The sequence below is a fragment of the Streptomyces sp. NPDC001903 genome (genome assembly GCF_042891345.1).
In the GTDB taxonomy this organism is placed as follows: domain Bacteria; phylum Actinomycetota; class Actinomycetes; order Streptomycetales; family Streptomycetaceae; genus Streptomyces.
The window spans coordinates 86,780-109,572 of sequence record NZ_JBIASZ010000001.1 but is presented as its reverse complement, the minus strand read 5'-3'; the positions used below and the strand labels follow the sequence as shown (position 1 = coordinate 109,572).

The following is a 22,793-nucleotide window of genomic DNA, read 5'->3' as shown; positions in this document are numbered from 1 at the left end:
CGGCAAGCCCGTAGGGTTGCGGCGGCCCTAAAAAGTGATATCACTTTGCTAAGCGGCTCGACTGGCCGCGACCGAGCAAATGGGGGCAGACGATGACGAACACGGCGACCGTCGGCGGCGACGTACGGGAGTTCACGGCGCGCAGCCTGGGCGGTGGACTGGCTTTGCTGCTGGGGCTGTTGGGGGTGGCGGCCGGTGCCGGACTGATCGCTCTCGGCGCTGCCGCCGAGGGCTCGACGGCACACGTGTCCCTGATCGTGCTCGGCATCCTCCTGATCGCCGCCTCGGCCTTCGCGATGGGCGGGCTGAACATGGTGGCTCCGGGCGAGGCCCGCGTGGTCCAGCTGTTCGGCCGCTACCGGGGGACGATCCGCACGGACGGCCTGCGCTGGGTCAACCCGCTCACCTCACGGGAGAAGATCTCCACCCGGGTCCGCAACCACGAGACGGCCGTCCTGAAGGTCAACGACGCCTACGGCAACCCGATCGAGCTGGCGGCCGTCGTGGTGTGGCGGGTGGAGGACACCGCGCGGGCGACGTTCGAGGTGGAGGACTTCACGCAGTTCGTCGAGACCCAGACCGAGGCGGCGGTCCGGCACATCGCGATCGAGTACCCCTACGACGCCCACGACGAGGGCGGGCTCTCGCTGCGCGGCAACGCCGAGGAGATCACCGAGAAGCTGGCGCTCGAACTGCACGCACGGGTGGAGGCGGCCGGCGTGCGGATCATAGAGTCCCGCTTCACGCATCTCGCGTACGCTCCGGAGATCGCCTCCGCGATGCTGCAGCGCCAGCAGGCGGGCGCGGTCGTGGCGGCCCGCAAGCAGATCGTGGAAGGGGCGGTGGGCATGGTCGAACTGGCCCTGACCCGACTGGCGGAGCAGGACATCGTGGACCTCGACCCGGAGCGCAAGGCCGCCATGGTGTCGAACCTGATGGTGGTCCTGTGCGGCGACCGGGCCGCCCAGCCGGTCGTCAACACGGGCACGCTCTACCAGTGAGCCCCGCCGGCGAACCGCAGGAGCCCGAGGCGGGCGAGGGCCGGGAACGGCCGGCCGCGCGGACGGGGCGGCAGGCACGCAAGCAGGTGCTGCTGCGGCTCGACCCGCAGGTGTACGACGCCCTCGCCCGCTGGGCGGGCGAGGAGCTGCGCAGCGCCAACGCGCAGATCGAGTTCCTGCTGCGGCGGGCCCTGTCCGAGGCGGGCCGCCTCCCGGGCGGCGCCGCCCCGATCCCCCCGCGCGGCCGCCCGCGCGTCCCGCCCGAAGCCTGACGCCCGCCCCGCGGGGTCCGTCCTACTCGGCCGGCCACACCGGGAGCGGGCGTACGGCCTCGCGCAGGGCCCCCGCGATGGCCCGGAACTCCTCCTGGCGGGCCGTGCCCGTCCGCATGGCCAGCGCGATCCGCCGCGAGGGCGCGGGCTCGGCGAAGTACCCGGTGGCCAGGTACTCGTTGCGGGCGGTCTCCAGCCGCAGCGCGGTGCGCGGCAGCAGGGTCACGCCCAGTCCCCCGGCGACCAGCTGTACGAGGGTGGAGAGCCCGGCGGCGGTCGTGGTGACGGCCGCGCCGTCGGGTCGGCCCGCCTCGCGGCAGATGTCCAGGGCCTGGTCGCGCAGGCAGTGCCCCTCGTCGAGCAACAGGAGCTGCAGGTCCCGCAGTTCCTCGCGCGGAATGTCCCGGCGCCCGGCGAGCGGGTGCTCCCGGGGCGCGAGGAGGACGAAGTCCTCGTCGAAGACGGGCAGTTCGGTGACCCCGGGAACGCCGAGCGGCACGGCGAGCAGCAGCAGGTCGAGCCGCCCGCCGGCCAGCCCCTCCAGCAGGGAGGAGGTCTGCTCCTCGTGGACCTGGAGGTCCATCCGCGGGTAGCGGCGGTGGAAGAGTCCGAGCACGGTCGGCAGCAGGTACGGGGCCACCGTGGGGATCACCCCGAGCCGCAGGATCCCGGTGAAGGGGGCCCGTACGGCCTCGGCCTCCTCCAGCAGCCCGCCCATGGCGTCGAGGACCGCCTTGGCCCGGGCCGCGATCCGCTCGCCCGCCGGGGAGAGCAGCACCTTGCGGGTGGTGCGCTCCAGCAGCTGGACGCCGAGGGCCTCCTCCAGTGCGGAGACGGCGCCCGAGAGCGCCGGCTGGCTCATCCCGATCGCCGCGGCGGCGTCCCGGAAGTGCAGGTGTTCGGCGACGGCGGCGAACGCGCGCAGCTGCGCGAGCGTCGCCTGCTTCGCTCCCCTGTTGCCGACGGCCACTGACAGGTACCTCCGATCACCGGCCACCAGACTAGCTCCGGCCCCCTCCGCCCGGTCCCGCGCGCTGCGCGCAGCCCGTGGGTGCGTGAGAGTGGAGGTAGGGCGAGAAGGGCGCGGCCACGCCTTCGCCCGGGAGGCAGCCATGATGATCAAGCGCGTTCGCATCGGCGTCCTGGCCGCACTGGCGGCCTCGCCGCTGGTCCTGGGGCCGACGGTGCTGGCCCACCCCGCGGCGGCGGCACCCGCGGCCGGCACCTGCAGCGTCACGAAGGGGTACGCCCCACCACCGAACAACTGGGCGATCAACGGCAGCGGATTCACCGGGACCAGCGTCGAGGTCAAGGGTGACAGCGGCTACAGCAACCCTTCCGCCAAGGTCACCGGCGGCAGCGTGCGCGAGGGGAGCGTGCCCCAGGGCCACTACACCGTCGGGGGCGTCGCGTGCACGGGCGGGGAGGACCCCGCCAAGGAAGGCACGGGCACGGGTACGGACACGGGTGCGAACGCGAAGGCCGAGTACGACAAGGGCTACCAGAAGGGCTTCCAGACGATCAGGGGGAACTGCAGCGCCAAACCGCCGCAGACCCTGGGCGAGGTCGACCCCAACTGGCAGAAGGGCTACGACAACGGCGCGGCACTGGCCGCCAAGTCGTTCTGCGGCGACAAGACGGACGGACAGACCGGCACCTCCGAGCACGACAAGGGCTACAAGCTCGGCTACGAGTCCACCAAGGCCACCTGCAAGACCACCCCGCCGGCGACCGCCGTGGCACCCGACCCCGAATGGACCCGCGGCTACGGCGAGGGCGCCGCGAAGGCTCTGGACGAGTTCTGCAAGTAGGTGTCACCCGAAGATCGACAGAGATCACCCTCCGTCGCTCTTTGCCCGAACGGACACATTGATAGGGAAGCCTGATCAGCACGACCACCCTTTGCGATTTCCGCGATCAATGCTGCCTGTGCCAGCATGTGAGACACGTCCAACCCCTCAGGGAAAGCCCCAAAAGGGACTACTTTCCCATCTCGCAAGGAGAGCACGTGCTCACTGTCGGTGACAAGTTCCCCACCTACGATCTGACCGCCTGCGTCTCGCTCGAAGCCGGCAGCGAGTTCGCCCAGATCGACCACAAGACCTACGAGGGCAAGTGGCGCGTGGTGTTCTTCTGGCCGAAGGACTTCACCTTCGTCTGCCCGACCGAGATCGCCGCCTTCGGCAAGCTGAACGAGGAGTTCCAGGACCGCGACGCCCAGATCCTCGGCGTCTCCGGCGACTCCGAGTTCGTCCACCACGCCTGGCGCAAGGACCACGCCGACCTGCGTGACCTGCCCTTCCCGATGCTGGCCGACTCCAAGCACGAGCTCATGCAGGCCTGTGGCGTGCAGGGCGAGGACGGCTTCGCGCAGCGCGCCGTGTTCATCGTCGACCAGAACAACGAGATCCAGTTCACGATGGTGACCGCCGGCTCCGTGGGCCGTAACCCCAAGGAGGTCCTGCGGGTCCTCGACGCCCTGCAGACCGACGAGCTGTGCCCCTGCAACTGGAACAAGGGCGAGGGCACCCTGGACGCCGGCGCGCTGCTGGCCGGTGAGTGACGGATGTCCCTCGACTCCCTCAAGTCCGCCATACCGGACTTCGCCAAGGACCTGAAGCTGAACCTCGGCTCGGTCATCGGCAACCAGGACACCCTCTCGCAGCAGCAGCTGTGGGGCACCGTCCTGTCCTGCGCGATCGCCGCCCGCTCCCCTCGCGTCCTGCGTGAGCTGGAGCCGGAGGCGAAGGCGGCCCTGTCGCCGGAGGCGTACGCCGCCGCCAAGTCCGCGGCCGCGATCATGGCGATGAACAACGTCTTCTACCGCACCCGCCACCTGCTCTCCGACCCGGAGTACGGCACGCTGCGCGCGGGCCTGCGGATGAACGTCATCGGCAACCCGGGCGTGGAGAAGGTCGACTTCGAGCTGTGGTCGCTCGCCGTCTCCGCGATCAACGGCTGCGGCCAGTGCCTGGACTCGCACGAGCAGGTCCTGCGCAAGGCCGGAGTCGACCGCGAGACGGTCCAGGAGGCCTTCAAGGTCGCCTCGGTGATCCAGGCCGTCGCGGTCACCCTCGACGCCGAGGCCGCCCTCGCCGCCGAGTAGTGGCCCCTTCGTAGCCGCGGTACGCACCCTGCGCACCGCCGTACGGGCTCCAGGGCCCCCGCAGCCGCTCCCCGGCCGCGGGGGCCCTGCCGTTACCTGCGCAGGGCCGCCATCAGGGTGCGCATGTCCTCGATCATCGCCGCCTGGACGGCGGCCTCGTCCGGATCCGGGGTGTCGGGTCCTCCGTACCACTGGACGGTGAGGCTGAAGGCGGCGCCCCCGTCGAGCACTTCGAGCCGTGAGCCGCCGACCCTGCGGGTGAGCAGCGCCCGCTCGCCGAGCCCGGGTACCTGCTCCACCTCGCCGCCCGAACTCGCCATGGCCCCTCGGCCGCCGAGGTCGGTGGGCCCGGCGCCGAACTCCGCGCGGGGATCGGCCTTCTTGTGCAGCTCGACCAGCACCTCGGCCTCGTACGACAGGCGGTCGTCGACGTAAGGTGCGCCGTACGAGCAGTACGCCCAGTCGAGCGCGGGGTGCTCCTCGTGGCGCGCGTAGCCCCCCGCGAGCTGCGTGGTGGACGCGGAGACCGCGGTCAGCTTCACCTTGCACAGGTCGTCGGCGTGCCGGTACGCGATCCGCGGCGCGCGGTCGCCGAAACGATCCTGCGCCGCCAGCGCACCGGCCCACACGGCCGAGGCCAGTACGGCCCCGCCCAGCGCCCACAACCAGGCCCTGCGAGGTCCCCGTACGCGCTCACGCGGGCCCTCGGGCTCCTGGGCCGCCGCGGCCGACCGGCCGCTCTCCCACTCCCCGTCGAGCTCAGGCTCGCTGATCACTTCCGGCCTCCCGCGCCGCCTGCTCGAACGCCGTCGAGCCGTGCGGGCCCGGACCGATCGCCGCGGCGCCGTGCAGGAGCTGGTCCCGGGAGTAGGCCCTCAGGTAGACGACCACCGTGTTGGTGACGGCGACCAGCGGGACCGCGACCACCGCTCCGCCGATGCCCGCGACCATGCCGCCCGCGGCCACCGACAGCACCACCGCGAGCGGGTGCACCCGTACCGCCCGGCCCAGGATGAAGGGCTGCAGCACGTGCCCTTCGATCTGCTGCACCGCCAGTACGACGGCCAGCACCAGCAGCGCGGTCCACGGCCCCTGGGTCACCAGGGCGACGACCACCGCGAGGGCGCCGGAGACCACCGCGCCGACGAGCGGGATGAACGCGAACAGGAAGATGAAGACGGCCAGCGGCACCGCCATCGGCACCTTCAGGAAGTAGATGCCGAGGCCGATGAAGATGGCGTCGATGAGCGCGACGAGCACCGTGCCGCGCACGTACGCCGTCAGCGTGCGCCAGGCACGCGGTCCGGCGCCCGCGACTCCGGGGCGGGCGGTGGCCGGGACCAGGCCGAGCACCCAGGTCCAGATGCGCTTGCCGTCGTAGAGCAGGAAGAGCGTCGAGAACATCGCGAGCAGGATGCCCGTGAGCACCTCGACGAGCACCGTCACGCCCTGCAGGCCGGCGGAGGTGATCTGCTCGGTGTTGGTGCCGATGGTCTCGCTGAGGTTCTTCGCGATGTCGTTGATCTGCTTCTCGGTCACGTGGAACGGACTGTCCAGTGCCCAGGTCTTGAGCTCGTTGATGCCCTCGCGGACCCGGTTGGAGAGGTCGTCGAGGTTCTCCATGACCTGCCAGACCACGAACCAGCCGACGAGCCCGATGACCACGAAGCCGAGGACCGCGGTGACGGCGGTGGCGAGCCCGCGCGGCAGGCCGAGGCGGCGCAGCCGGACCACGAAGGGCTGGAGCAGGGCGGTGACGAGCAGGGCCGCGGCGAAGGCGAGGACGACCAGGCGGACTTCGCTGATCACCTTCATGACGACCCAGAGCATCCCGGCGAGCAGCAGCAGCCGCCAGCTGACCTCGGCCGCGACCCGCATGCCCCACGGGACGACGCTCACCGGGTCGGGGCGGCCGCGCAGGGCGGGCGGGTGCGGGACGTGGCCGGGGTGCTCGGCGGGCGTGCCGGGCTCCTGGGCGGGGGCCGTAGCCGCCGGGGCGGCTGCGGCCGCGCCGGCGCCCGTACCCGCGCTCGAAGGGGCGGCGCCGGAGGCACCGGGCGGGACCGCGGCCGCGCCGATGGTCTCCGCCTCGACCTCGGCACGCCGTGCCTGGAGCCTCGCCTCCATGCGGCTCAGCCTGTTCCCGAGCCGGCCGAGCCAGCCTGCCCTCTTCGCCATGTCTTTCCCTTCCCCCCGCCCGTGGACCACCTCGAAAGACCGTACACGCGAGGAGCCCCGCACCGTAGGACGGTGCGGGGCTCTTCGAAGTTGAGCGGAGTCGGGCTCTAGTACCAGCCGTTGGCCTGGTGGAAGCTCCAGGCTGCGCACGGGCTGTGGTACCGCTCGTTCATGTAGTTGAGGCCCCACTGGATCTGGGTGGCCGGGTTGGTCCGCCAGTCGTCGGCGACCGAGGACATCTTCGAACCCGGGAGCGCCTGGACCAGACCGTACGCGCCCGAGGACGAGTTCACGGCCTTGTAGTTCCAGGTGGACTCCTCGTTGATGATGTTCGAGAAGCACTGGAACTGGCCGGCCGGGACGATCTGCCGGGCGATGTCCTTGACCTGGGCCACCGTGTAGGAGCTCTGGACGGCGAAGTCGCCGGCGCTGCGCGCTGCGGAGCGGGAGGCGATCTGCTCCTTCTCCTCGCGGTCCTTCTTCGCCTTCTCGTCGGCTGCCTTCTGCGCCTCGGCCTTCTTGGACTTGGCGTCCTCGGCGGCCTGGATGCGGGCGGCTTCCTCGGCGACACGCTTGGCGTCGGTGTCGGCGCCCTGGGCGATGGCGTCGGCCTGCTGCGTCAGGGACGCGTTCTGGACCTGCGCCTGCTCGCCGACCGGGATGTCGGTGAGGAGGGTCGCCCCGGACGCGGTGGTCTCGAGATCGTTCGAGGCGGGGTCGCCAGTGGCAACGCCCACGACTGCGCCAACGGTGGTGACTGCGGTGGCCGAAGCCACTGCGAATCCCCGGACCGAGATCCGGCTCACACGGTGTCCTTCCAGCAGCGTCCGCAGTGACCGGGCGGGCGCAATAGTGCCCCTCGACACTGGCCTCCGTGGTGCTGTGATCACTGGAGGCGCGGGCCCGTGGGCAACTCCCTTGCGGGGGCTGCCGCGTGAAGACTCGGGCGGCATACGGCGAACGGCTCTGGAGTTGTGGTGCTGCGCGCACCTCCCGTTGCGGTAACGGGAGATACAGGTGTGCCGTATGCGGGGCCTGACGGAAAACAGACTCTGCCGGACCCCGACACCGCAAGGCAATTCTCCGTTGCGTGTGAAAGGTCACACCTGGCATGTTGCCGTTGGTTTCCTCAAAGGGCTGTGCAGCGCGACGCCGCCCGGCTAGGCTCTCGGGCCTTTGCCGGGCGGCGCCAACTCGCTTTCCCGCTATGGGGTTTTTGCCCCCGTGTACGGCTACAGCGACTCGAGCATCTCGGTCACCAGGGCGGCGATCGGGGAGCGCTCGGAGCGGTTGAGCGTGACGTGCGCGAAGAGCGGATGCCCCTTCAGCTTCTCAACGACGGCGACCACTCCGTCGTACCGGCCGACCCGCAGATTGTCCCGCTGGGCGACATCATGGGTCAGAACGACCCGCGAATTCGCACCGATCCGGGACAGAACGGTCAGAAGGACATTGCGCTCCAGCGACTGCGCCTCGTCCACGATCACGAAGGCGTCGTGCAGCGAGCGCCCGCGGATGTGCGTGAGCGGCAGGACCTCCAGCATCCCCCGGTTCAGCACCTCCTCGATGACCTCGCGCCCGGCCACCGCCGAGAGGGTGTCGAAGACCGCCTGCGCCCAGGGGCTCATCTTCTCGGACGCGTCCCCGGGCAGGTAGCCGAGATCCTGGCCGCCCACCGCGTACAGCGGCCGGAAGACCATCACCTTCTGGTGCTGCCTGCGCTCCAGCACCGCCTCCAGGCCCGCGCACAGCGCCAGCGCCGACTTTCCGGTGCCGGCCCGGCCGCCCATGGAGATGATGCCGATCTCCGGGTCGAGCAGCAGGTCCAGGGCGATGCGCTGCTCGGCGCTGCGGCCGTGCAGCCCGAAGGCCTCGCGGTCGCCCCGTACGAGCCTCACGTTGCCGTCCGGCGTGACCCGGCCCAGCGCCTTGCCGCGTTCGGACTGGAGGACCAGTCCCGTGTGAACGGGCAGTTCGGCGGCCTCCGGCACGTACAGCCGCTCCTCGGAGTAGAGCAGGTCGATCTGCTCCCCGGACAGCGCGAGCTCGCTCATGCCGGTCCAGCCGGCATCGGTGATCGCGAGCTCCGCCCGGTACTCCTCGGCGAGCAGCCCCACGGAGGAGGCCTTGATGCGCAGCGGGAGATCCTTCGAGACGACCGTGACGTCGTAGCCCTCGGCCTGGAGGTTGCGGGCGACGGCGAGGATCCGCGAGTCGTTGTCCCCCAACCGGAAGCCGGCCGGCAGGACACCGGGGTCGGAGTGGTTGAGCTCGACACGGAGGGTGCCGCCGAGATCGCCCAACGGGATGGGGGCGTCGAGGCGACCGTAGCGAACCCGGAAGTCGTCGAGCAGGCGCAGGGCCTGACGGGCGAAGTAGCCGAGTTCGGGATGGTGCCTCTTTGCCTCCAGCTCGGTGATCACCACGATCGGGAGCACGACCTCGTGCTCGTCGAAGCGCGTGATCGCGTTGGGGTCTGCCAGCAGGACGCTGGTGTCGAGGACGTAGGTCCGCCTGTCGGGCAGGCGGCGCTTTGTGCTGGTCACCACGGAAGGACGTACCCCCTCGGAAGAGGTCGGGCCATGAAGACCGGACCGGTCATCGGCACCCCTGCGGGGCCGATTTCCGGCCCTCCCACTCCGTCCGTGCGAACCGCACGTGCGTCCTGGTGCAAAGGGCCTCCCGGGCGGACGACCCCATGTCGCCCGCTGAGACTCGACACCCGTGGATCGGGCATCGACCTGAAAGGGATATTCCCCGATCAGGCCCGGCCATGCCATGGCATATGACGGACGCTCGGTGAATCCCTGGTGAAGGCCTTGCAGGGGGGACGGCCGGGGCCGAGGGGGCGTCAGCCCGCCCGGGCGTCAGGCCCCGTAGCGCCGGTGGCGGGCGGCGTAATCGCGCAGGGCCCGGAGGAAGTCGACCTTGCGGAAGGCCGGCCAGAACACCTCGCAGAAGTAGTACTCGGAATGCGCGCTCTGCCACAGCATGAATCCGGACAGCCGCTGCTCTCCGCTGGTGCGGATCACCAGGTCCGGGTCGGGCTGGCCGCGCGTGTAGAGGTGCTCGGCGATGTGGTCGATGTCGAGGATCTCGGCGAGCTCCTCGAAGGAGGTGCCCTTCTCCGCGTGCTCCAACAGCAGCGAGCGGACCGCGTCGGCGATCTCCTGGCGGCCGCCGTAGCCGACGGCGACGTTGACCAGTATCCCGTCCACGTCGTGGGTGGCCTGCTCGGCCTCCTTGAGCACGGACTGGGTCTGCGCGGGCAGGATGTCGAGGTTGCCCACGTGGTGGACGCGCCAGCGGCCGTCCGCGGCGAGGCCCCGGACGGTGTTCTCGATGATGTTGAGCAGCGGGCGGAGCTCGACCTCCGGCCGGTCCAGGTTGTCCGTGGACAGCATCCACAGGGTGACGACCTCGACGTCCGTCTCGGTGCACCATCCCAGCATCTCGGAGATCTTGTCGGCCCCCGCCTGGTGGCCCTGCTCCGTCGTGCCCCCGGACGCCTTCGCCCAGCGCCTGTTCCCGTCCAGGATCACGCCGATGTGCTTGGGCGACGCGTCATGGTCGAGGCGGCCTTCCACCCGGCGTGCGTAGAGCCTGTACACCAGGTCGCGCAGCTTCACGATCTTCCAGCCCCTCCGTGCAATGCCCCCGTGCGAATTGCGGTCCCTCCCCCGAGTCCGCCACATTACTGCGCGGCGGGATCGGGTACCCAACTCGGTCTGTCACAAGTCCGTGATAGGGAGGACAACGTGACTGATAACAATCCCTATCGGGCAGAGCCCTCGCGCTACGACTCCATGGAGTACCGGCGCACCGGCCACAGCGGCCTCAAGCTCCCCGCCATCTCCCTCGGCCTCTGGCACAACTTCGGCGACGACAAGTCCCTGGAGTCCCAGCGGGCGATCCTCCGCCGCGCCTTCGACCTCGGGGTCACCCACTTCGACCTGGCGAACAACTACGGCCCGCCCCCCGGCTCGGCCGAGCTCAACTTCGGGAAGATCTTCGCGCAGGACTTCGCCTCCTACCGCGACCAGCTGATCCTCTCCACCAAGGCCGGCTACTTCATGCACGAGGGGCCGTACGGCGAGTGGGGCAGCCGCAAGTACCTCATGAGCTCGCTCGACGCCTCGCTGAAGCGCATGGGCGTGGACTACGTCGACATCTTCTACTCGCACCGCTTCGATCCGGAGACCCCGCTGGAGGAGACCATGGGCGCGCTCGCGTCCGCGGTCCAGCAGGGCAAGGCGCTGTACGTGGGCGTGTCCTCGTACACGGCCGCGCAGACGGCCGAGGCGGCGCGGATCCTGCGCGAGATGGGCGTCCGCCCGCTCATCCACCAGCCCTCGTACTCCATGATCAACCGCTGGACGGAGGAGGACGGGCTGCTGGACACCCTGGAGGAGGCCGGCATGGGCTGCATCTCCTTCGCGCCGCTCGCGCAGGGGCTGCTGACCGGCAAGTACCTGAAGGGCATCCCGGAGGACTCCCGGGCGGCCGCGGGCAAGTCCCTGAACCCGGACCTGCTGTCCGAGGACGTGGTCCGCCGCCTCGCCGGACTGAACGAGATCGCGGCGCGCCGCGGGCAGTCGCTGGCGCAGCTGGCGCTGAACTGGGTGCTCCGGGACGAGCGGATGACCTCGGCGCTGATCGGCGCTTCGAGCGTGTCCCAGCTGGAGCAGAACGTGGCCGCACTGGGCGGCGCGCCGCTGTCGGACGAGGAGTTGAAGGAGATCGACTCCTTCGCGGTGTCCACCCCCGGCACGAACATCTGGGCCCAGCGCGGCTGACCTGCGCTTTTGGGGGCGGGATGGTGGAAACAAAAAACGGGCCGGTCCGTGGGGGGGATACGGACCGGCCCGAGGGGGGGGTTCCACCATAACCCTTCGTAAAGCCTGATGCGTGCATCGGCGCAAGATGATTACGCTCCGAAACCACCCAGCAGCACTCCGGTGAGGGCTCCGGCGGCCATGAAGGGGCCGAACGGGAACGCCGTCCGGCGGCCCGCGGAGCCCCTCAGCACAAGGGCGAGCCCGTACAGGGCGCCGTAGAGGAAGCCGAGGAAGGCTCCGACGGCCCATACCCCCCAGCCGTACCACCCAAGAGTGACCCCGAGCGCGAGCGCCAGCTTGACGTCGCCGAAGCCCAGGCCGGCGGGGTTGAGGAGGAAGAGCAGGAGGTACGTTCCCGCGAGCGCGCCCCCGCCCGCCAGCGCCCCGGTCCAGGACCCCGCGGCGCCGGGTGCGAGGGCCGCGGCGCCCAGCCCGGCGGCGAGGACTGCGGCCAGGGGCAGGGTCAGTACGTCGGGCAGCCGGTGCACCGCGAGGTCCACGACCGCGAGCAGGAGCAGTACGGGCGCCACGGCGACGAACACGGCCCCTTCGGGCCGCCCCCCGACGGCTGCGCCCACCACCCCGCACAGCATGCCGGCGATGCCGGCGGTCCACGCGAGGGGAACCCCGTACCGGTGCGGCGTCCCGGCGCGGCAGCGGGGCGGGCCCAGCCAGCCGGGGAGGGGGTGGCCGCGCGGGCAGGAATCGCGCCACGCGGCGTCCGGCTCGACCGACAGGCGGTACGCGACGCGCGGCAGCAGCAGCCCCGCGGCCGCTCCGTAGGCGACCGCGGCGGCGGTGATCACGAACAGGCCCATCCGCCGACCGTAGGCGCAGACTCCGGCACCGGCATGGGCCCGGGGGCCCAACCGCCCCTACCCTGCCGCCATGACCACCAGCAACGGCCTCCTGCGGCCCGGGCCCGGCCTGCCGGCGGTGCCCCTGGAGATCGCGGCCTCCTACCGCGCGCGCACCCGGGGGCTCCTGGGCCGCGACGGCATCCCGGGCGCCGCCCTGCTCCTCACCCCGGCCGGGAGCGTGCACACGTTCCGGATGCGGTTCGCGATCGACGTGGCGTACCTCGACCGCCGCCTGCGCGTCATCGCCCTGGCCACCATGGCCCCGAACCGCCTCGGCCTCCCCCGGCTCCGCTCCCGGCACGTCCTGGAGGCCGAGGCGGGCGCCATGGCCGCCTGGGGCCTGCGGGTCGGCTCCCTGCTGCACATCGAGGGCCCGGACGGCCTGATCCGTCTCGGCGGCAACTAGGCCGTGTCTTTCGGATCATGCCGGGCCCGGCATGATCCGAAAGACACGGCCTAGGCGCTGTGCGGGGACGGCGGTAGGTTGGGGCGGTTGAGCTGGGGTCTCAGGGGAGCGGCATGACGGAGAACGCGCGGATCAAGGCGCTGGAGCAGATCATGCCGGCGACGCACGGCGCCGACGAGGACATCGACTGGCCGGCGGCGGAAGCCACCTGGCGCACCCGGTTCCCGGCGGATTTCATCGCCTTCATGGGCCGCTTCGGCGCGGGCTCCATCAACGGCGAGGCCAGCATCCTCCTGCCCCTGCCCAAGCCCGGCCTGCAGTGGGACCCGGCCGAGATGGCCGAGGAGACCGCCAACGCCCGCCAGCTCTGGGAGGCGGAGGGCGGCCGGGCGGCCTTCGGCGTCGACCCCGAGTCGATCATCGCGTGGGGCGTCACCGGCGGCTCCGACATCCTCTGCTGGCTCACCACCGACCCCGATCCGGACCGCTGGCCCGTCCTGGTGGTCGGCCGGCACACCGCGGACGCCTTCGCGGTGTACCCGTACGGCATGGCGGAGTTCCTGTACCGGCTCTGCTCCGACGAGTTCGACGTGAGCCCGGTCAGCATCACCTTCTGGGACGGCGGCCATCTCAGCTTCGTGCACTGGCGCAAGGCCCAGCGCCGCTGGCAGGAGGGCCGCAATCCCGAGACGGGCGAGCCCGACCCGTACGCCGGCGAGTTCGCCGACTGAGGACCCGGGCTACGGCCCGCTGACCTGATCCGGACCCCCGAACCGTTCCGCCGCCCCAATGGGCCGGAATCGGGCCATTCGGCATGTCTACGCGCGTCCGATTTGTTGATCACATATCGGAAAACACCAGCCGGAAAAGCCGAACTTGGAGCATTGACCACAAGTTCCGACCCAATGGAATCAATCGCCCCCACACAGGAGAGAATTCCGGCCAACGGGCCACGGATGGACACCCCAGCCCGGAGCAACTCATAAGTAGTAACGGGACTCAAAAGAAATTCAGGGGAACACACCCGTGCAACGAAGAATCTTCGGCCCGAGTGCGACCGCAGTGGTGCTCGGTCTGCTGATCCCACTGTCCGGATGCGGCGATTCAGACAACAGCGCAGGTGACAGCGGCACACTCCGCCTCGTCGCCGCGGAATACGGGGACAATCAGGCCACCAGTTCCAAAGCCTTCTGGGACAAGGTGACGGCGGATTTCACCAGCGCCAACCCCGGCCTCAAGGTCGAGGTCCAGCTCCTGCCCTGGGCCGACATCGACCGCGAAGTCTCCCGCATGGTCAAGGCCGGCAATGCGCCGGACATGGCCCTCATGGGCTCGTACTCGGACTTCGCGGCGCAGGACAAGCTCTATTCCGCCGACGAACTCCTCTCGGTCACCGCCGAGGCGAACTTCCTCCAGCCGCTGGCCGAGGCCGGTTCGGTCGGCAACACCCTCTACGGCCTGCCCTGGGTGGCCAGCAGCCGGCTCCTCTTCTACAACCAGGGCCTCTTCAAGCAGGCCGGCGTCGGCGAGCCCAAGACCTGGTCCGACCTGAAGTCCGCCGCCAAGGCGCTCAAGGAGAAGGGCGTGAAGTACCCGTACGCCCTCCCCCTGGGCCCGGAGGAGGCGCACGCCGAGGCGATGATCTGGGAACTCAGCAACGGCGGCGGCTACGCCGACAGCAGCGGCAACTACAACCTGGCCTCCGACCAGAACATCGAGACCTTCCGCTGGCTCAAGGACAACCTGGTCGGCCCCGGCCTGACGGGGCCCGTCCCGCCGTCCCGGCTCAACCGCGCCGACGCCTTCGCCGCCTTCACCCGCGGCGAGGTCGGCATGCTGAACGGCTACCCGCAGCTCCTGCACGAGGCGCGCGCCAAGGGCATCGACGTGCGCACCGCGCCCATGCCGGTCGCGGACGACCTCGGCTCCGGGGAGAGCCCGCCGGCCGTGGGCGTCGCCGACTGGATGATGGCGTTCAAGCAGCACGGCAAGCGCGTGGAGATCGGCAAGTTCCTGGACTTCATCTACCAGGACAAGAACCTGTCGGACTTCGCGGGCCGCTACCACCTGCTGCCGTCGACCGTCTCGGCCTCCCGCAACCCTTCGGGCGGCGGCCTCGACAGCAACGACCAGTTCTTCCTGACCGCCCTGCGCGGCGCGCAGTTGTACCCGGTGAACGACCCTTCGTGGGTGACGGTCAGCGACACCATCAAGCGCAACATCGGCCGCGCCGTGGAGCCGAACGGCGACGCGAAGGCCGTGTTGGAGGAGATCGCCGCCAAGGCCGGCGAGGAATCCAGGAAGAAGCACTGAGCGGAGCGGCACCGACCGCCGGAATGTGTGAACATCCCGTCCGACACGGGACTTTCGACCCTGTCGCACCCCACCCCGTGCGACAGAATGGCTGCTACGGCTCTTGATCCAAGGCCGCGGACCAGTCGCCGCCGACCACCCACAAGGTGCGCGGGGCGGCCGGCCCTCTCCCTCCGCGCCCCTGCGCCCCTCCCCCTTCCTCCGGGTCAGACCTTGCCGTTCTCCGTGGAGAACGCCGTCCGATACTGCTCGCAGCCGGAGTCCCAGCGCAGCGTGCCCGTGAGCGTCCCGTAGCCCGAGCGCGTGAGCGACCACTCCACCGTGTACTCACCCGTGTCGCAGGCGATCCGCTTGCCGCCCGGGACCCTGGCGCGCCCCGCCGCCGGCCGGTCCGCCAGCTCCTGGTGCACCTCGACCGCCTTGGCGCGGTCCGACGAGCGCCGCAGCACGGCGTGGACGACGATCGGGTGCCTGCCGTCCTTGGTGGTCACGGCCTTCTTCACCAGCGTCGAGTCCGACACCGCCCACCCGAAGTCGAACGACGGCTGCCACGCGAGGGTCTTGGGGTCGGCGACCTTCCGCTCGTAGTCGGGGGCGCCCGAGGGGCCGGGGCGGGTGACCGTCTTGTACTGCACCCCGGGGTAGAAGCGGAACTGCCCTTCCACCTTGTGCATCTCGTCCTTGGTCCACTGCGACTTCATCGTCTTCTCGCCGCCGGCCGGGTCCTGGAGGTACGTGCCGTCCGCGGCGGTGGCGGCGGCCTGTCCGAGGGCCGGGGCGAGGGCCGCGGCGGCGGTGGCGAGGGCGAGGACGGCGGTACGGGTGCGCTTCATGCCCGGTCCAACGGGGACCCGCGGCGGGCTGGAACGAGAGCGGGCGCGCTTTCACCCGTACGGGATCCGCGCCGGAACAGGCGCCGCGCACCTGGTGGCCGCGCTGCTCGTGCAGGAGGGCGTACTGGACCTGGAGCGTCCGGTGTCGGCGTACTGGCCGGAGTTCACCGGAGGCGGCAAGGAGCGGCTGACGCTGCGGGGGCTGCTCTCGCACCGGTCCGGGCTGATCAACACCGCCGAGGGCTTCGACTACGCCGACCTCGCGGACGACGCGGTGATCGCGGCGCGGCTGGCCGGGCAGGAGCCGTACTGGGAGCCCGGGACGGCGTACGGGTACCACGCGCTCGTGATCGGCGCGCTGGTCGGCGAGGTGGTGCGGCGGGCCACCGGCCGCAGCCTCCAGGAGGTGTTCGAGGATCGGATCCGGGCGCCGTACGGGCTGGACCTGTACCTGGGCTTGCCGCAGGAGCTGGAGGGCCGCTGGAAGCCGGTCCTGGAGATGCTACCCACGCCGGAGCAGCTGGCGTCCCAGGCGGCGGCGGTGTTTCCGGAGCTGCTGCCGGTCGCGTTCAACGCGCACCGGCGGACGCCGACGGACCTGGTGGCGTTCGCCAACCAGCCCGAGGTGAAGGCGCTGGGCCCGGCGTCGGTCGGCGGCGTCGGCACGGCGCGCGCCGTCGCGGCCGTGTACGCGGCGTCGATCAGCGCTCTGGACGGCCGGCCGGCGCTGCTGAAGCCGGAGACGGCGGCCGAGTTCGCGCGGCTGCAGACCCCGGGCGAGGACCGGGTGACCGGTGAGGCGGACCACTTCGGGCTGGGCTTCGAGAAGATGCACGCGGTGGGGGTGCGGGCCTTCGGGCACTGCGGCGCGGCGGGCGGGCTGGGCTGGGCGGATCCGGCGACGGGGCTCGCGTACGGGTACACGCGCCGCCGGTTCGGCTTCCCGGGCGGGGCCGCCCCGGAGAACGGGCCCCTGGGGGCGGCGGTACTGCGGGCGGCGGCTCAGGCCTGACCCGTCTCGAAGCGGCTGACGTGGCCGCCGTCGGTGGTGAACCGCCAGGCGGTGCGCATCTCGCCCCACGTGTCGTTGCGGTAGTCGACGACGAGGCCGAGGCCGCCGTCGGACTCGCTCACGACGTCCATGTGCCCGTTGGAGGACCAGATCTCCTTCTCGGCCCACTGGGCGACGTCCCGGTCCGAGCCGTCGTCGGACATGGTGGCGCCCGGGGTGAGGACGGCTTCGAAGGCGCTCTGGTCACCGGCGTTGACGGCGGTGACGAAGGCGCGGACGGTGGGGTCGGTCAGCTGGTTCGCGGGAATCACGGGGGCCTCCTGGGGCGGTCGTACGGGCTGTGCGCGCGACCAGGGAACACCGCGGGCGGGGCCGGGGCCGCGACCGTCACCCGTTCGCCGCCGGACGGCGTGTCAGGAGCCGTCCGGGGCGGTGCGGACGGGGAACCCGGTCGGGCGGCCCTGGTCCTTCAGCCAGTCCAGCACCTGGTCGAGGGCTTCCACGGTCTGGGAGCGGTTGCCGCCGCCGTCGTGGAAGAGGACCGTCGGGCCGTTGCCGATCTCGCTCTTGACCGCCTTGACGATGGCGGCGACGCCGGGCTTGCCGAAGTCCTTGGTGTCGACGTTCCATCCGAGCGGGCGCATGCCGTTCGCGGCGGCGATGCGGCGGCTGTCGGGGGTGAACGCGCCGCCGGGCGCCCGGTAGTACTCCACCCGGGCGCCGCCGCCCGCCGCGTCCTCGATCATCTTCTTCGCGTCCAGGATCTGCTGCTCCTGGTAGGCGACGGGCTTCTTGGCCATGGCCGTGTCGTGGTCCATGGTGTGGTCGCAGAGCCGGTGGCCGGCCGCGACGACGCGCTTGACGAGGTCGGGGTGGGCCTTGGCCTGCGGTCCGATCATGCAGAAGGTCGCCTTCACGTCGTACTTCTTCAGCACGTCGAGGACCTTGGGGGTCCACTGGGGATCCGGGCCGTCGTCGATGGTGATGTTGACGGCGTTGCCTCCGCTTTCGGAGGCGTGGGCTATGCCGTCGGGTATCCGCGACTGCGGTGCGCCGGCGGCGCCTTGGGCATCGCCGCCCTTGGCGCCCTCCTCGGGGGTCCCGGTTTGGCGTGACACGTTCTCGTGCGGGGGCTGCGCCGCGGTGCCGTGCCCCGGTCCGACGAGGGTCGCCACGCCCCACACCGTCCCGGCCACCGCGGCGGCCGCCGCCACGACGATCGATCCGGCCCGGATCCCCTGCCTGTTCGCGCGCGCCGTGAAGCCCATGAACCGTCCCCTCCCCGTCCGCTGTTCGTGTGTGCGCTCTCCTCTCCAGGACGACCGGTGAAGCGCACGGGTTCCCGCCAATTCCCCCATAAAATCCAGCTAATAGGACCTTGGTCCTTGATCCTCCCGATTTGGACCCCACCCGAAACAGGACGGAACCAGATCAATCTCCCCCGCATCACGGGCACTCACCCACCTCGTCAGTACCCGCTTCCGGCCGCCGTGTTGTCTACTTGTCCGCTGAACGGCCTTGCTCCTGCCGCACATGGTTCCCGGGAGGTCTGAAATGGGCGCGCTGTACCCGCCGATCGAGCCGTACGAGGAGGGGATGCTCGACGTCGGCGACGGCAACCTCGTCCACTGGGAGGTCTGCGGCAACCCGGACGGCAAGCCGGCGCTCGTCGTCCACGGCGGTCCGGGATCCGGGTGCGGGGAGGGGGCGCGCCGGTACTTCGACCCGGACCGGTACCGGGTGGTCCTGTTCGACCAGCGCGGCTGCGGCCGCAGCACGCCGCACGCGAGCGACCCCGCGACCGACATGCGCCACAACACCACCCGGCACCTGATCGCCGACATGGAGCGGCTGCGGGAGCACCTGGGCATCGACCGCTGGCTGCTCCACGGCGGCTCGTGGGGCTCCACGCTGATCCTGGCCTACGCGCAGACGCACCCGGAGCGGGTGTCGGAGATCGTCATCGCCGCCGTGACCACCACCCGGCGCTCAGAGATCGACTGGCTCTACCGGGGGGCCGGCCGGTTCTTCCCCGAGGAGTGGGAGCGCTTCCTGGCCGGGGCCCCGGGCACGGCGCCCGACGGTGACGTCGTCGCGGCCTACGCCCGGCTCGCGGAACACCCGGACGCCGCGGTGCGCGAGAAGGCCACCGCCGACTGGTGCCGCTGGGAGGACGCGGTCCTGTCCGGGGAGACGAACGGCGCCTCCCGCCCGTACGGGGACCGCCCGCCGGCCGCGCGGCTGGCCCTGGTGCGCATCTGCGCGCACTACTTCTCGCACGGCGCATGGCTGGAGGAAGGGGCACTGCTGCGCGATGCGCACCGCCTCGCCGGCATCCCGGGGGTGCTGGTCCACGGCAGGCTCGACATGGCCGGACCGCTCGACACCGCGTGGGAACTCGCCCGCGCATGGCCCGGCGCGGAGCTGACCGTCGTCGGCGACGCCGGCCACCTGGGCGGCGATGCGACGCGCGCCCACGTGCTCGGGGCCCTCGACCGGTTCGCCCGCCCGAGCTGAGACCCGGCCCGAGCCGAGACGCGGCGGCCCGGCGGTCCGGGCCGTCGCCGACGGGTCGCCGCCGGGTCGGTCACCGGTCCGCCACGGGTCGGCCCAGCACGACGGCCCCGGCGGAGATCCGCCGGGGCCGGGCTGGTGGACGTACGCCTCGTCAGTGGGCGAGGGACTCCGCCTGGGCCTGCGCCGCGTTGCCGTCGGCCGCGCCGTCGGCCTTGGCCGGACCCGCGCCCCGCAGCGGGACCTCCTTGACGAACCAGGCCGCCAGGAAGCCCAGTACGGCGACGCCCGCACCGAGGAGGAACGCCGAGTGCGTACCGGCGGCGACCGCGTGCTGGTATGCCTCGCGGACGACCGGCTTCAGCTTGGCCAGGCTGGCCGCGTCGAGCTGGGCCGAGCCCGCGGCGGTCGCGGCACCCGGGCCCAGGCGCTCGGTCATGGTCTGGGTGACCTGGCTGGTGAACAGCGAACCCATCAGGGCCACGCCGAAGGAGCCGCCGAGCGTACGGAAGAGGGTGGCCGAGGAGGACGCGACGCCCATGTCCTTCATGTCCACGCTGTTCTGCGCGACCAGCATGGTGATCTGCATCAGGAAGCCGAGGCCGGCGCCGAGGACGGCCATGTAGACGCCGGACATCAGGCGGGTGGTGTCGGTGTCCATCTGCGCGAGCAGGAAGAGGCCCACGACCATCAGCGCGCCGCCGATGATCGGGAAGATCTTGTACTTGCCGCTGCTGGTGGTGACCCGGCCCGCGATCAGCGAGACGACCATCATCGAGAGCAGCATCGGCAGGAGCAGCAGGCCGGAGTTGGTGGCGGAGGCGCCCTGGACCGACTGCTGGAAGAGCGGGAGGTAGAGCACGCCGCCGAACATCGCGAAGCCGACGAGGAAGCCGATGACCGACATGAGCGTGAAGTTGCGGCTGCGGAAGATGTGCAGCGGCATGACGGGCTCGGCGGCCTTGGTCTCGGCGAAGAGGAAGGCGGCGATCGACACGATGCCGACGACGATCAGGCCGATGATCTGGCCGGAGCCCCAGGCGTACTCGGTGCCGCCCCAGGTCGTGACGAGCACGGTGGAGGTGATGGCGACGGTGAGGAGCGCCGCACCGAGGTAGTCGATCTTCGGGCGCTGCCCGCCGGTCTTCTTCGGCAGGTGCAGGACGGCGGTGACCATGGCGAGCGCGACGGCGCCGAGCGGCAGGTTGATGTAGAAGGACCAGCGCCAGCCCAGGTGGTCGGTGATGGTGCCGCCGACCAGCGGGCCGCCGATCATGGCGAGGGCCATCACGCCGGCCATCATGCCCTGGTACTTGCCGCGCTCACGGGGCGGGATCAGGTCGCCGATGATCGCCATGACGCCGACCATCAGACCGCCGGCGCCGAGGCCCTGGACGGCACGGAAGCCGATCAGCTGGGCCATGTCCTGGGCCATGCCGCTGAGCGCGGAGCCGATCAGGAAGATCACGATGGAGGTGAGGAAGGAGCCCTTCCGCCCGTACATGTCGCCGATCTTGCCCCAGATGGGGGTGGAGGCGGCGGTGGCCAGCGTGTACGCCGTGACCACCCAGGACAGGTGCTCCAAGCCGCCGAGCTCGCCGACGATGGTCGGCATCGCGGTACCGATGATCATGTTGTCGAGCATGGCGAGGAGCATTGCGATCATGAGAGCCATGAGGACGACACGGACGCTGCGCGGCTTCACCTCCTCGGAGATCTCCGCCGCGTTTATGTTTTCAGCCATGTCACTCCCCGTTTACCCATGCGCTCCGGACCCTTACTTGCCGCCCGGCTAGTTCACTACACTGGGGAAGGTAGACCCGTCACTAGCCGGGCGTCAAGTAAGTAGTTTGGGGAGAGCCATGTCCAGCAGCAGTCCGCAGGCGCGCCGCGGCAATACGCGCCAGCGCATCCAGGACGTCGCACTGGAGCTCTTCGCCGAGCAGGGGTACGAGAAGACGTCGCTGCGCGAGATCGCGGAGCGGCTGGAGGTCACGAAGGCGGCGCTGTACTACCACTTCAAGACCAAGGAAGACATCATCATCAGCGTCTTCGAGGACCTGACGAGGCCGATCGACGAGCTGATCGACTGGGCGAAGCAGCAGCCTCGGACGCTGGAGATGAAGCGCGAGGTGCTGCGGCGCTACAGCGAGGCGATGGCGGCGGGCGCGCCGCTGTACCGCTTCATGCAGGAGAACCAGGCGACGATGCGGGAGCTGAGCATCGGCGAGACGGTGAAGCGCCGGCTGTTCACGCTGGTGGAGCTGTTGCGGACGCAGGACGGGCCGCTGACCGACCAGGTGCGGTGCGTGAGCGCGCTGTTCACCCTGCACGCGGGGATGATGTTCCTCCAGCACGTGGAGGGCGACCCGGAGGAGACCCGGCTGGCGGCCCTGGAGGTCGCGACGGACCTCATCACCCAGGCCCACCAGGCGTCCTGAGGGCCACCCGACGGCCCACCACCCGGCTCACTCGCCCGCCGGGCCGGCCGGTCGGTCAGTCGGTCAGTCGGTCAGTCGGTCAGTCAGTCGGTCGGCTTCACGCGGCGGACCGGATGAACGCCTCGAGGTCGGCGGCGTACCGGTCGGGGTGGGTGAGGTGGGGGACGTGACCGTCCCCCACCAGGGTCCGCATCCGTGCCCGGCCGCCGAGAGCGGTCGCCAGCTTGCCGACGATCACCGGGAACCACGGCGGGCTCTCGCTGCCGAAGGTGAGCAGCGCGGGGCCCGTGTAGCCGGAGAGGCGGGCGAGGTCGAGCCCCGCCCAGTCCGGGTCTGCCTGTTCGTCCGCGAAGGTGGGGGCGTTCGCGGTGAACGTCTCGCGCACCCGGTCCGGCAGCTGCTCCCAGGCACCCGGGCCCATGACCACGTCGTCCACGAACCGCTGCGCCCCCGCCCGGTCCTCGCCCGCGCTCAGGGCCGTGAGGACGCCGTCGAGGGCCCTCTCCATGGCCTGGAGCACCGGGCGGAGCTCCGGGCTCTCGTCACCCACGATGTCCATGAGCGGGGGCTCGTGCGCGGCCAGGCTGCGCAGCAGCTCGGGGCGGCGGGCGGCGAGGCCGAGGGCGGCCGAGGCGCCGAAGGAGTTCGCGGCCACATGGGCCGGGGAGCCGAGGACCTCGATGAGGCGGGCGAGGTCGTCCTCGTCCTCGCGCCTGCTGCCCCGGCCCGGCGGGCGCTCGCTGCGGCTGTGGCCGCGCCGGTCGTAGACCAGTACGCGGAACGACCGCGCGAGGCGGGGGAGGATGCGCTGCCAGGTCTCGTGGTCGACCCACGAGCCGTGGACGAGGACCAGCGGTTCACCCTCGCCCACGACCTCGTAGTAGAGGTCCACGCCGTTCACGCGAGCCCGTGCCGCCATGCCGAGTCTCCTCACGGGAGGGGAGGTGGGTGCCCCCGCAGAGGCATACCGCGGGGCGGCGGACGGCACACCCGGCGGGCAGCACACCCGGCGGACGGCC

At 71.0% G+C, this 22,793-nt stretch carries 24 protein-coding genes; 12 read left to right on the top strand and 12 right to left on the bottom strand.

Annotated features, from left to right (window positions below):
- Positions 1 to 92 precede the first annotated feature (92 nt).
- Both ACFYZS_RS00535 and ACFYZS_RS00530 read left to right on the top strand, forming a co-directional pair.
- Positions 93 to 1,001 carry an SPFH domain-containing protein gene (locus ACFYZS_RS00535; RefSeq protein ID WP_389005330.1) on the top strand — a complete coding sequence of 303 codons (909 nt, stop codon included), beginning with the start codon at positions 93 to 95 and terminating at the stop codon, positions 999 to 1,001.
- Entirely contained in the window at positions 998 to 1,273 is a 276-nt protein-coding gene (locus tag ACFYZS_RS00530; protein WP_389005328.1) for a hypothetical protein, read from the top strand. Before ACFYZS_RS00535 ends, ACFYZS_RS00530 begins: the two co-directional genes overlap by 4 nt.
- A 22-nt stretch (positions 1,274 to 1,295) precedes the next feature.
- On the opposite strand, the gene ACFYZS_RS00525 is transcribed toward ACFYZS_RS00530, so the two are convergent.
- Positions 1,296 to 2,243, bottom strand: coding sequence for a hydrogen peroxide-inducible genes activator (locus ACFYZS_RS00525; RefSeq protein WP_389005326.1), 948 nt, complete (start codon positions 2,241 to 2,243; stop codon positions 1,296 to 1,298).
- 142 nt (positions 2,244 to 2,385) lie between these two features.
- Here ACFYZS_RS00525 and ACFYZS_RS00520 point away from each other — a divergent pair, with 142 nt between their 5' ends.
- The 3 genes from ACFYZS_RS00520 (at position 2,386) to ACFYZS_RS00510 (ending at position 4,379) form a co-directional block, all read left to right on the top strand.
- Positions 2,386 to 3,084, top strand: coding sequence for a hypothetical protein (locus ACFYZS_RS00520; protein WP_389005324.1), 699 nt, complete (start codon positions 2,386 to 2,388; stop codon positions 3,082 to 3,084).
- A gap of 197 nt (positions 3,085 to 3,281) precedes the next feature.
- Positions 3,282 to 3,836 carry a peroxiredoxin gene (locus ACFYZS_RS00515; RefSeq protein ID WP_030159560.1) on the top strand — a complete coding sequence of 185 codons (555 nt, stop codon included), beginning with the start codon at positions 3,282 to 3,284 and terminating at the stop codon, positions 3,834 to 3,836.
- A gap of 3 nt (positions 3,837 to 3,839) precedes the next feature.
- A complete protein-coding gene (locus tag ACFYZS_RS00510) occupies positions 3,840 to 4,379 on the top strand; it encodes an alkyl hydroperoxide reductase (protein ID WP_389005322.1) in 540 nt (179 codons plus the stop codon).
- A 92-nt stretch (positions 4,380 to 4,471) separates the two neighbouring features.
- Here the strand turns inward: ACFYZS_RS00510 and ACFYZS_RS00505 are convergent, their stop codons facing one another.
- The 5 genes from ACFYZS_RS00505 to ACFYZS_RS00485 all read right to left on the bottom strand — a co-directional run bounded on the left by ACFYZS_RS00505 (position 4,472) and on the right by ACFYZS_RS00485 (position 10,186).
- The gene (locus tag ACFYZS_RS00505; RefSeq protein WP_389005320.1) at positions 4,472 to 5,155 is read right to left on the bottom strand and encodes a hypothetical protein; all 684 of its coding nucleotides are present in this window, start codon (positions 5,153 to 5,155) and stop codon (positions 4,472 to 4,474) included.
- A complete protein-coding gene (locus ACFYZS_RS00500; protein ID WP_389005318.1) occupies positions 5,139 to 6,557 on the bottom strand; it encodes an AI-2E family transporter in 1,419 nt (472 codons plus the stop codon). Before ACFYZS_RS00500 ends, ACFYZS_RS00505 begins: the two co-directional genes overlap by 17 nt.
- A gap of 107 nt (positions 6,558 to 6,664) precedes the next feature.
- Positions 6,665 to 7,381 carry a transglycosylase SLT domain-containing protein gene (locus ACFYZS_RS00495; RefSeq protein WP_389006251.1) on the bottom strand — a complete coding sequence of 239 codons (717 nt, stop codon included), beginning with the start codon at positions 7,379 to 7,381 and terminating at the stop codon, positions 6,665 to 6,667.
- Positions 7,382 to 7,789: 408 nt separating this feature from the next.
- Positions 7,790 to 9,106, bottom strand: a complete 1,317-nt coding sequence (locus ACFYZS_RS00490; RefSeq protein ID WP_376018851.1) for a PhoH family protein — start codon at positions 9,104 to 9,106, stop codon at positions 7,790 to 7,792.
- A gap of 318 nt (positions 9,107 to 9,424) precedes the next feature.
- Entirely contained in the window at positions 9,425 to 10,186 is a 762-nt protein-coding gene (locus ACFYZS_RS00485; protein ID WP_030159549.1) for an isoprenyl transferase, read from the bottom strand.
- Positions 10,187 to 10,315: 129 nt separating this feature from the next.
- Here ACFYZS_RS00485 and mgrA point away from each other — a divergent pair, with 129 nt between their 5' ends.
- Positions 10,316 to 11,353 carry an L-glyceraldehyde 3-phosphate reductase gene (gene mgrA, locus ACFYZS_RS00480; RefSeq protein WP_389005315.1) on the top strand — a complete coding sequence of 346 codons (1,038 nt, stop codon included), beginning with the start codon at positions 10,316 to 10,318 and terminating at the stop codon, positions 11,351 to 11,353.
- Between the two features lie 131 nt (positions 11,354 to 11,484).
- Here mgrA and ACFYZS_RS00475 read toward each other — a convergent pair whose 3' ends face one another.
- A complete protein-coding gene (locus tag ACFYZS_RS00475; RefSeq protein WP_389005313.1) occupies positions 11,485 to 12,213 on the bottom strand; it encodes a prepilin peptidase in 729 nt (242 codons plus the stop codon).
- Between the two features lie 70 nt (positions 12,214 to 12,283).
- On the opposite strand from ACFYZS_RS00475, the gene ACFYZS_RS00470 reads away from it, so the two are divergent.
- From ACFYZS_RS00470 to ACFYZS_RS00460, 3 genes are all read left to right on the top strand, one after another.
- On the top strand, positions 12,284 to 12,661 hold the full coding sequence (locus ACFYZS_RS00470) for a DUF192 domain-containing protein (RefSeq protein ID WP_389005311.1): 378 nt from the start codon (positions 12,284 to 12,286) through the stop codon (positions 12,659 to 12,661).
- 113 nt (positions 12,662 to 12,774) lie between these two features.
- Entirely contained in the window at positions 12,775 to 13,392 is a 618-nt protein-coding gene (locus ACFYZS_RS00465; RefSeq protein WP_389005309.1) for an SMI1/KNR4 family protein, read from the top strand.
- A gap of 295 nt (positions 13,393 to 13,687) precedes the next feature.
- Complete coding sequence (locus ACFYZS_RS00460) at positions 13,688 to 14,974, top strand: ABC transporter substrate-binding protein (protein WP_389005307.1); 1,287 nt, start codon at positions 13,688 to 13,690, stop codon at positions 14,972 to 14,974.
- Between the two features lie 206 nt (positions 14,975 to 15,180).
- Here ACFYZS_RS00460 and ACFYZS_RS00455 read toward each other — a convergent pair whose 3' ends face one another.
- On the bottom strand, positions 15,181 to 15,807 hold the full coding sequence (locus tag ACFYZS_RS00455; protein WP_389005305.1) for a hypothetical protein: 627 nt from the start codon (positions 15,805 to 15,807) through the stop codon (positions 15,181 to 15,183).
- Here ACFYZS_RS00455 and ACFYZS_RS00450 point away from each other — a divergent pair.
- Complete coding sequence (locus ACFYZS_RS00450; protein WP_389005303.1) at positions 15,806 to 16,819, top strand: serine hydrolase domain-containing protein; 1,014 nt, start codon at positions 15,806 to 15,808, stop codon at positions 16,817 to 16,819. The two genes, ACFYZS_RS00455 and ACFYZS_RS00450, sit on opposite strands and share 2 nt — an antisense overlap.
- On the opposite strand, the gene ACFYZS_RS00445 is transcribed toward ACFYZS_RS00450, so the two are convergent.
- Positions 16,810 to 17,130, bottom strand: coding sequence for a nuclear transport factor 2 family protein (locus ACFYZS_RS00445; RefSeq protein WP_389005301.1), 321 nt, complete (start codon positions 17,128 to 17,130; stop codon positions 16,810 to 16,812). The genes ACFYZS_RS00450 and ACFYZS_RS00445 overlap by 10 nt on opposite strands.
- Before the next feature lie 102 nt (positions 17,131 to 17,232).
- A complete protein-coding gene (locus ACFYZS_RS00440) occupies positions 17,233 to 18,087 on the bottom strand; it encodes a polysaccharide deacetylase family protein (protein WP_389005299.1) in 855 nt (284 codons plus the stop codon).
- A 286-nt stretch (positions 18,088 to 18,373) separates the two neighbouring features.
- On the opposite strand from ACFYZS_RS00440, the gene pip reads away from it, so the two are divergent.
- Positions 18,374 to 19,336, top strand: coding sequence for a prolyl aminopeptidase (pip, locus tag ACFYZS_RS00435; RefSeq protein WP_389005297.1), 963 nt, complete (start codon positions 18,374 to 18,376; stop codon positions 19,334 to 19,336).
- Between the two features lie 151 nt (positions 19,337 to 19,487).
- On the opposite strand, the gene ACFYZS_RS00430 is transcribed toward pip, so the two are convergent.
- On the bottom strand, positions 19,488 to 21,077 hold the full coding sequence (locus tag ACFYZS_RS00430) for an MDR family MFS transporter (protein WP_389005295.1): 1,590 nt from the start codon (positions 21,075 to 21,077) through the stop codon (positions 19,488 to 19,490).
- Positions 21,078 to 21,195: 118 nt separating this feature from the next.
- On the opposite strand from ACFYZS_RS00430, the gene ACFYZS_RS00425 reads away from it, so the two are divergent.
- The gene (locus tag ACFYZS_RS00425; RefSeq protein WP_389005293.1) at positions 21,196 to 21,774 is read left to right on the top strand and encodes a TetR/AcrR family transcriptional regulator; all 579 of its coding nucleotides are present in this window, start codon (positions 21,196 to 21,198) and stop codon (positions 21,772 to 21,774) included.
- Positions 21,775 to 21,871: 97 nt separating this feature from the next.
- Here ACFYZS_RS00425 and ACFYZS_RS00420 read toward each other — a convergent pair whose 3' ends face one another.
- Entirely contained in the window at positions 21,872 to 22,693 is an 822-nt protein-coding gene (locus ACFYZS_RS00420; RefSeq protein WP_389005291.1) for an alpha/beta fold hydrolase, read from the bottom strand.
- Positions 22,694 to 22,793: the final 100 nt, after the last annotated feature.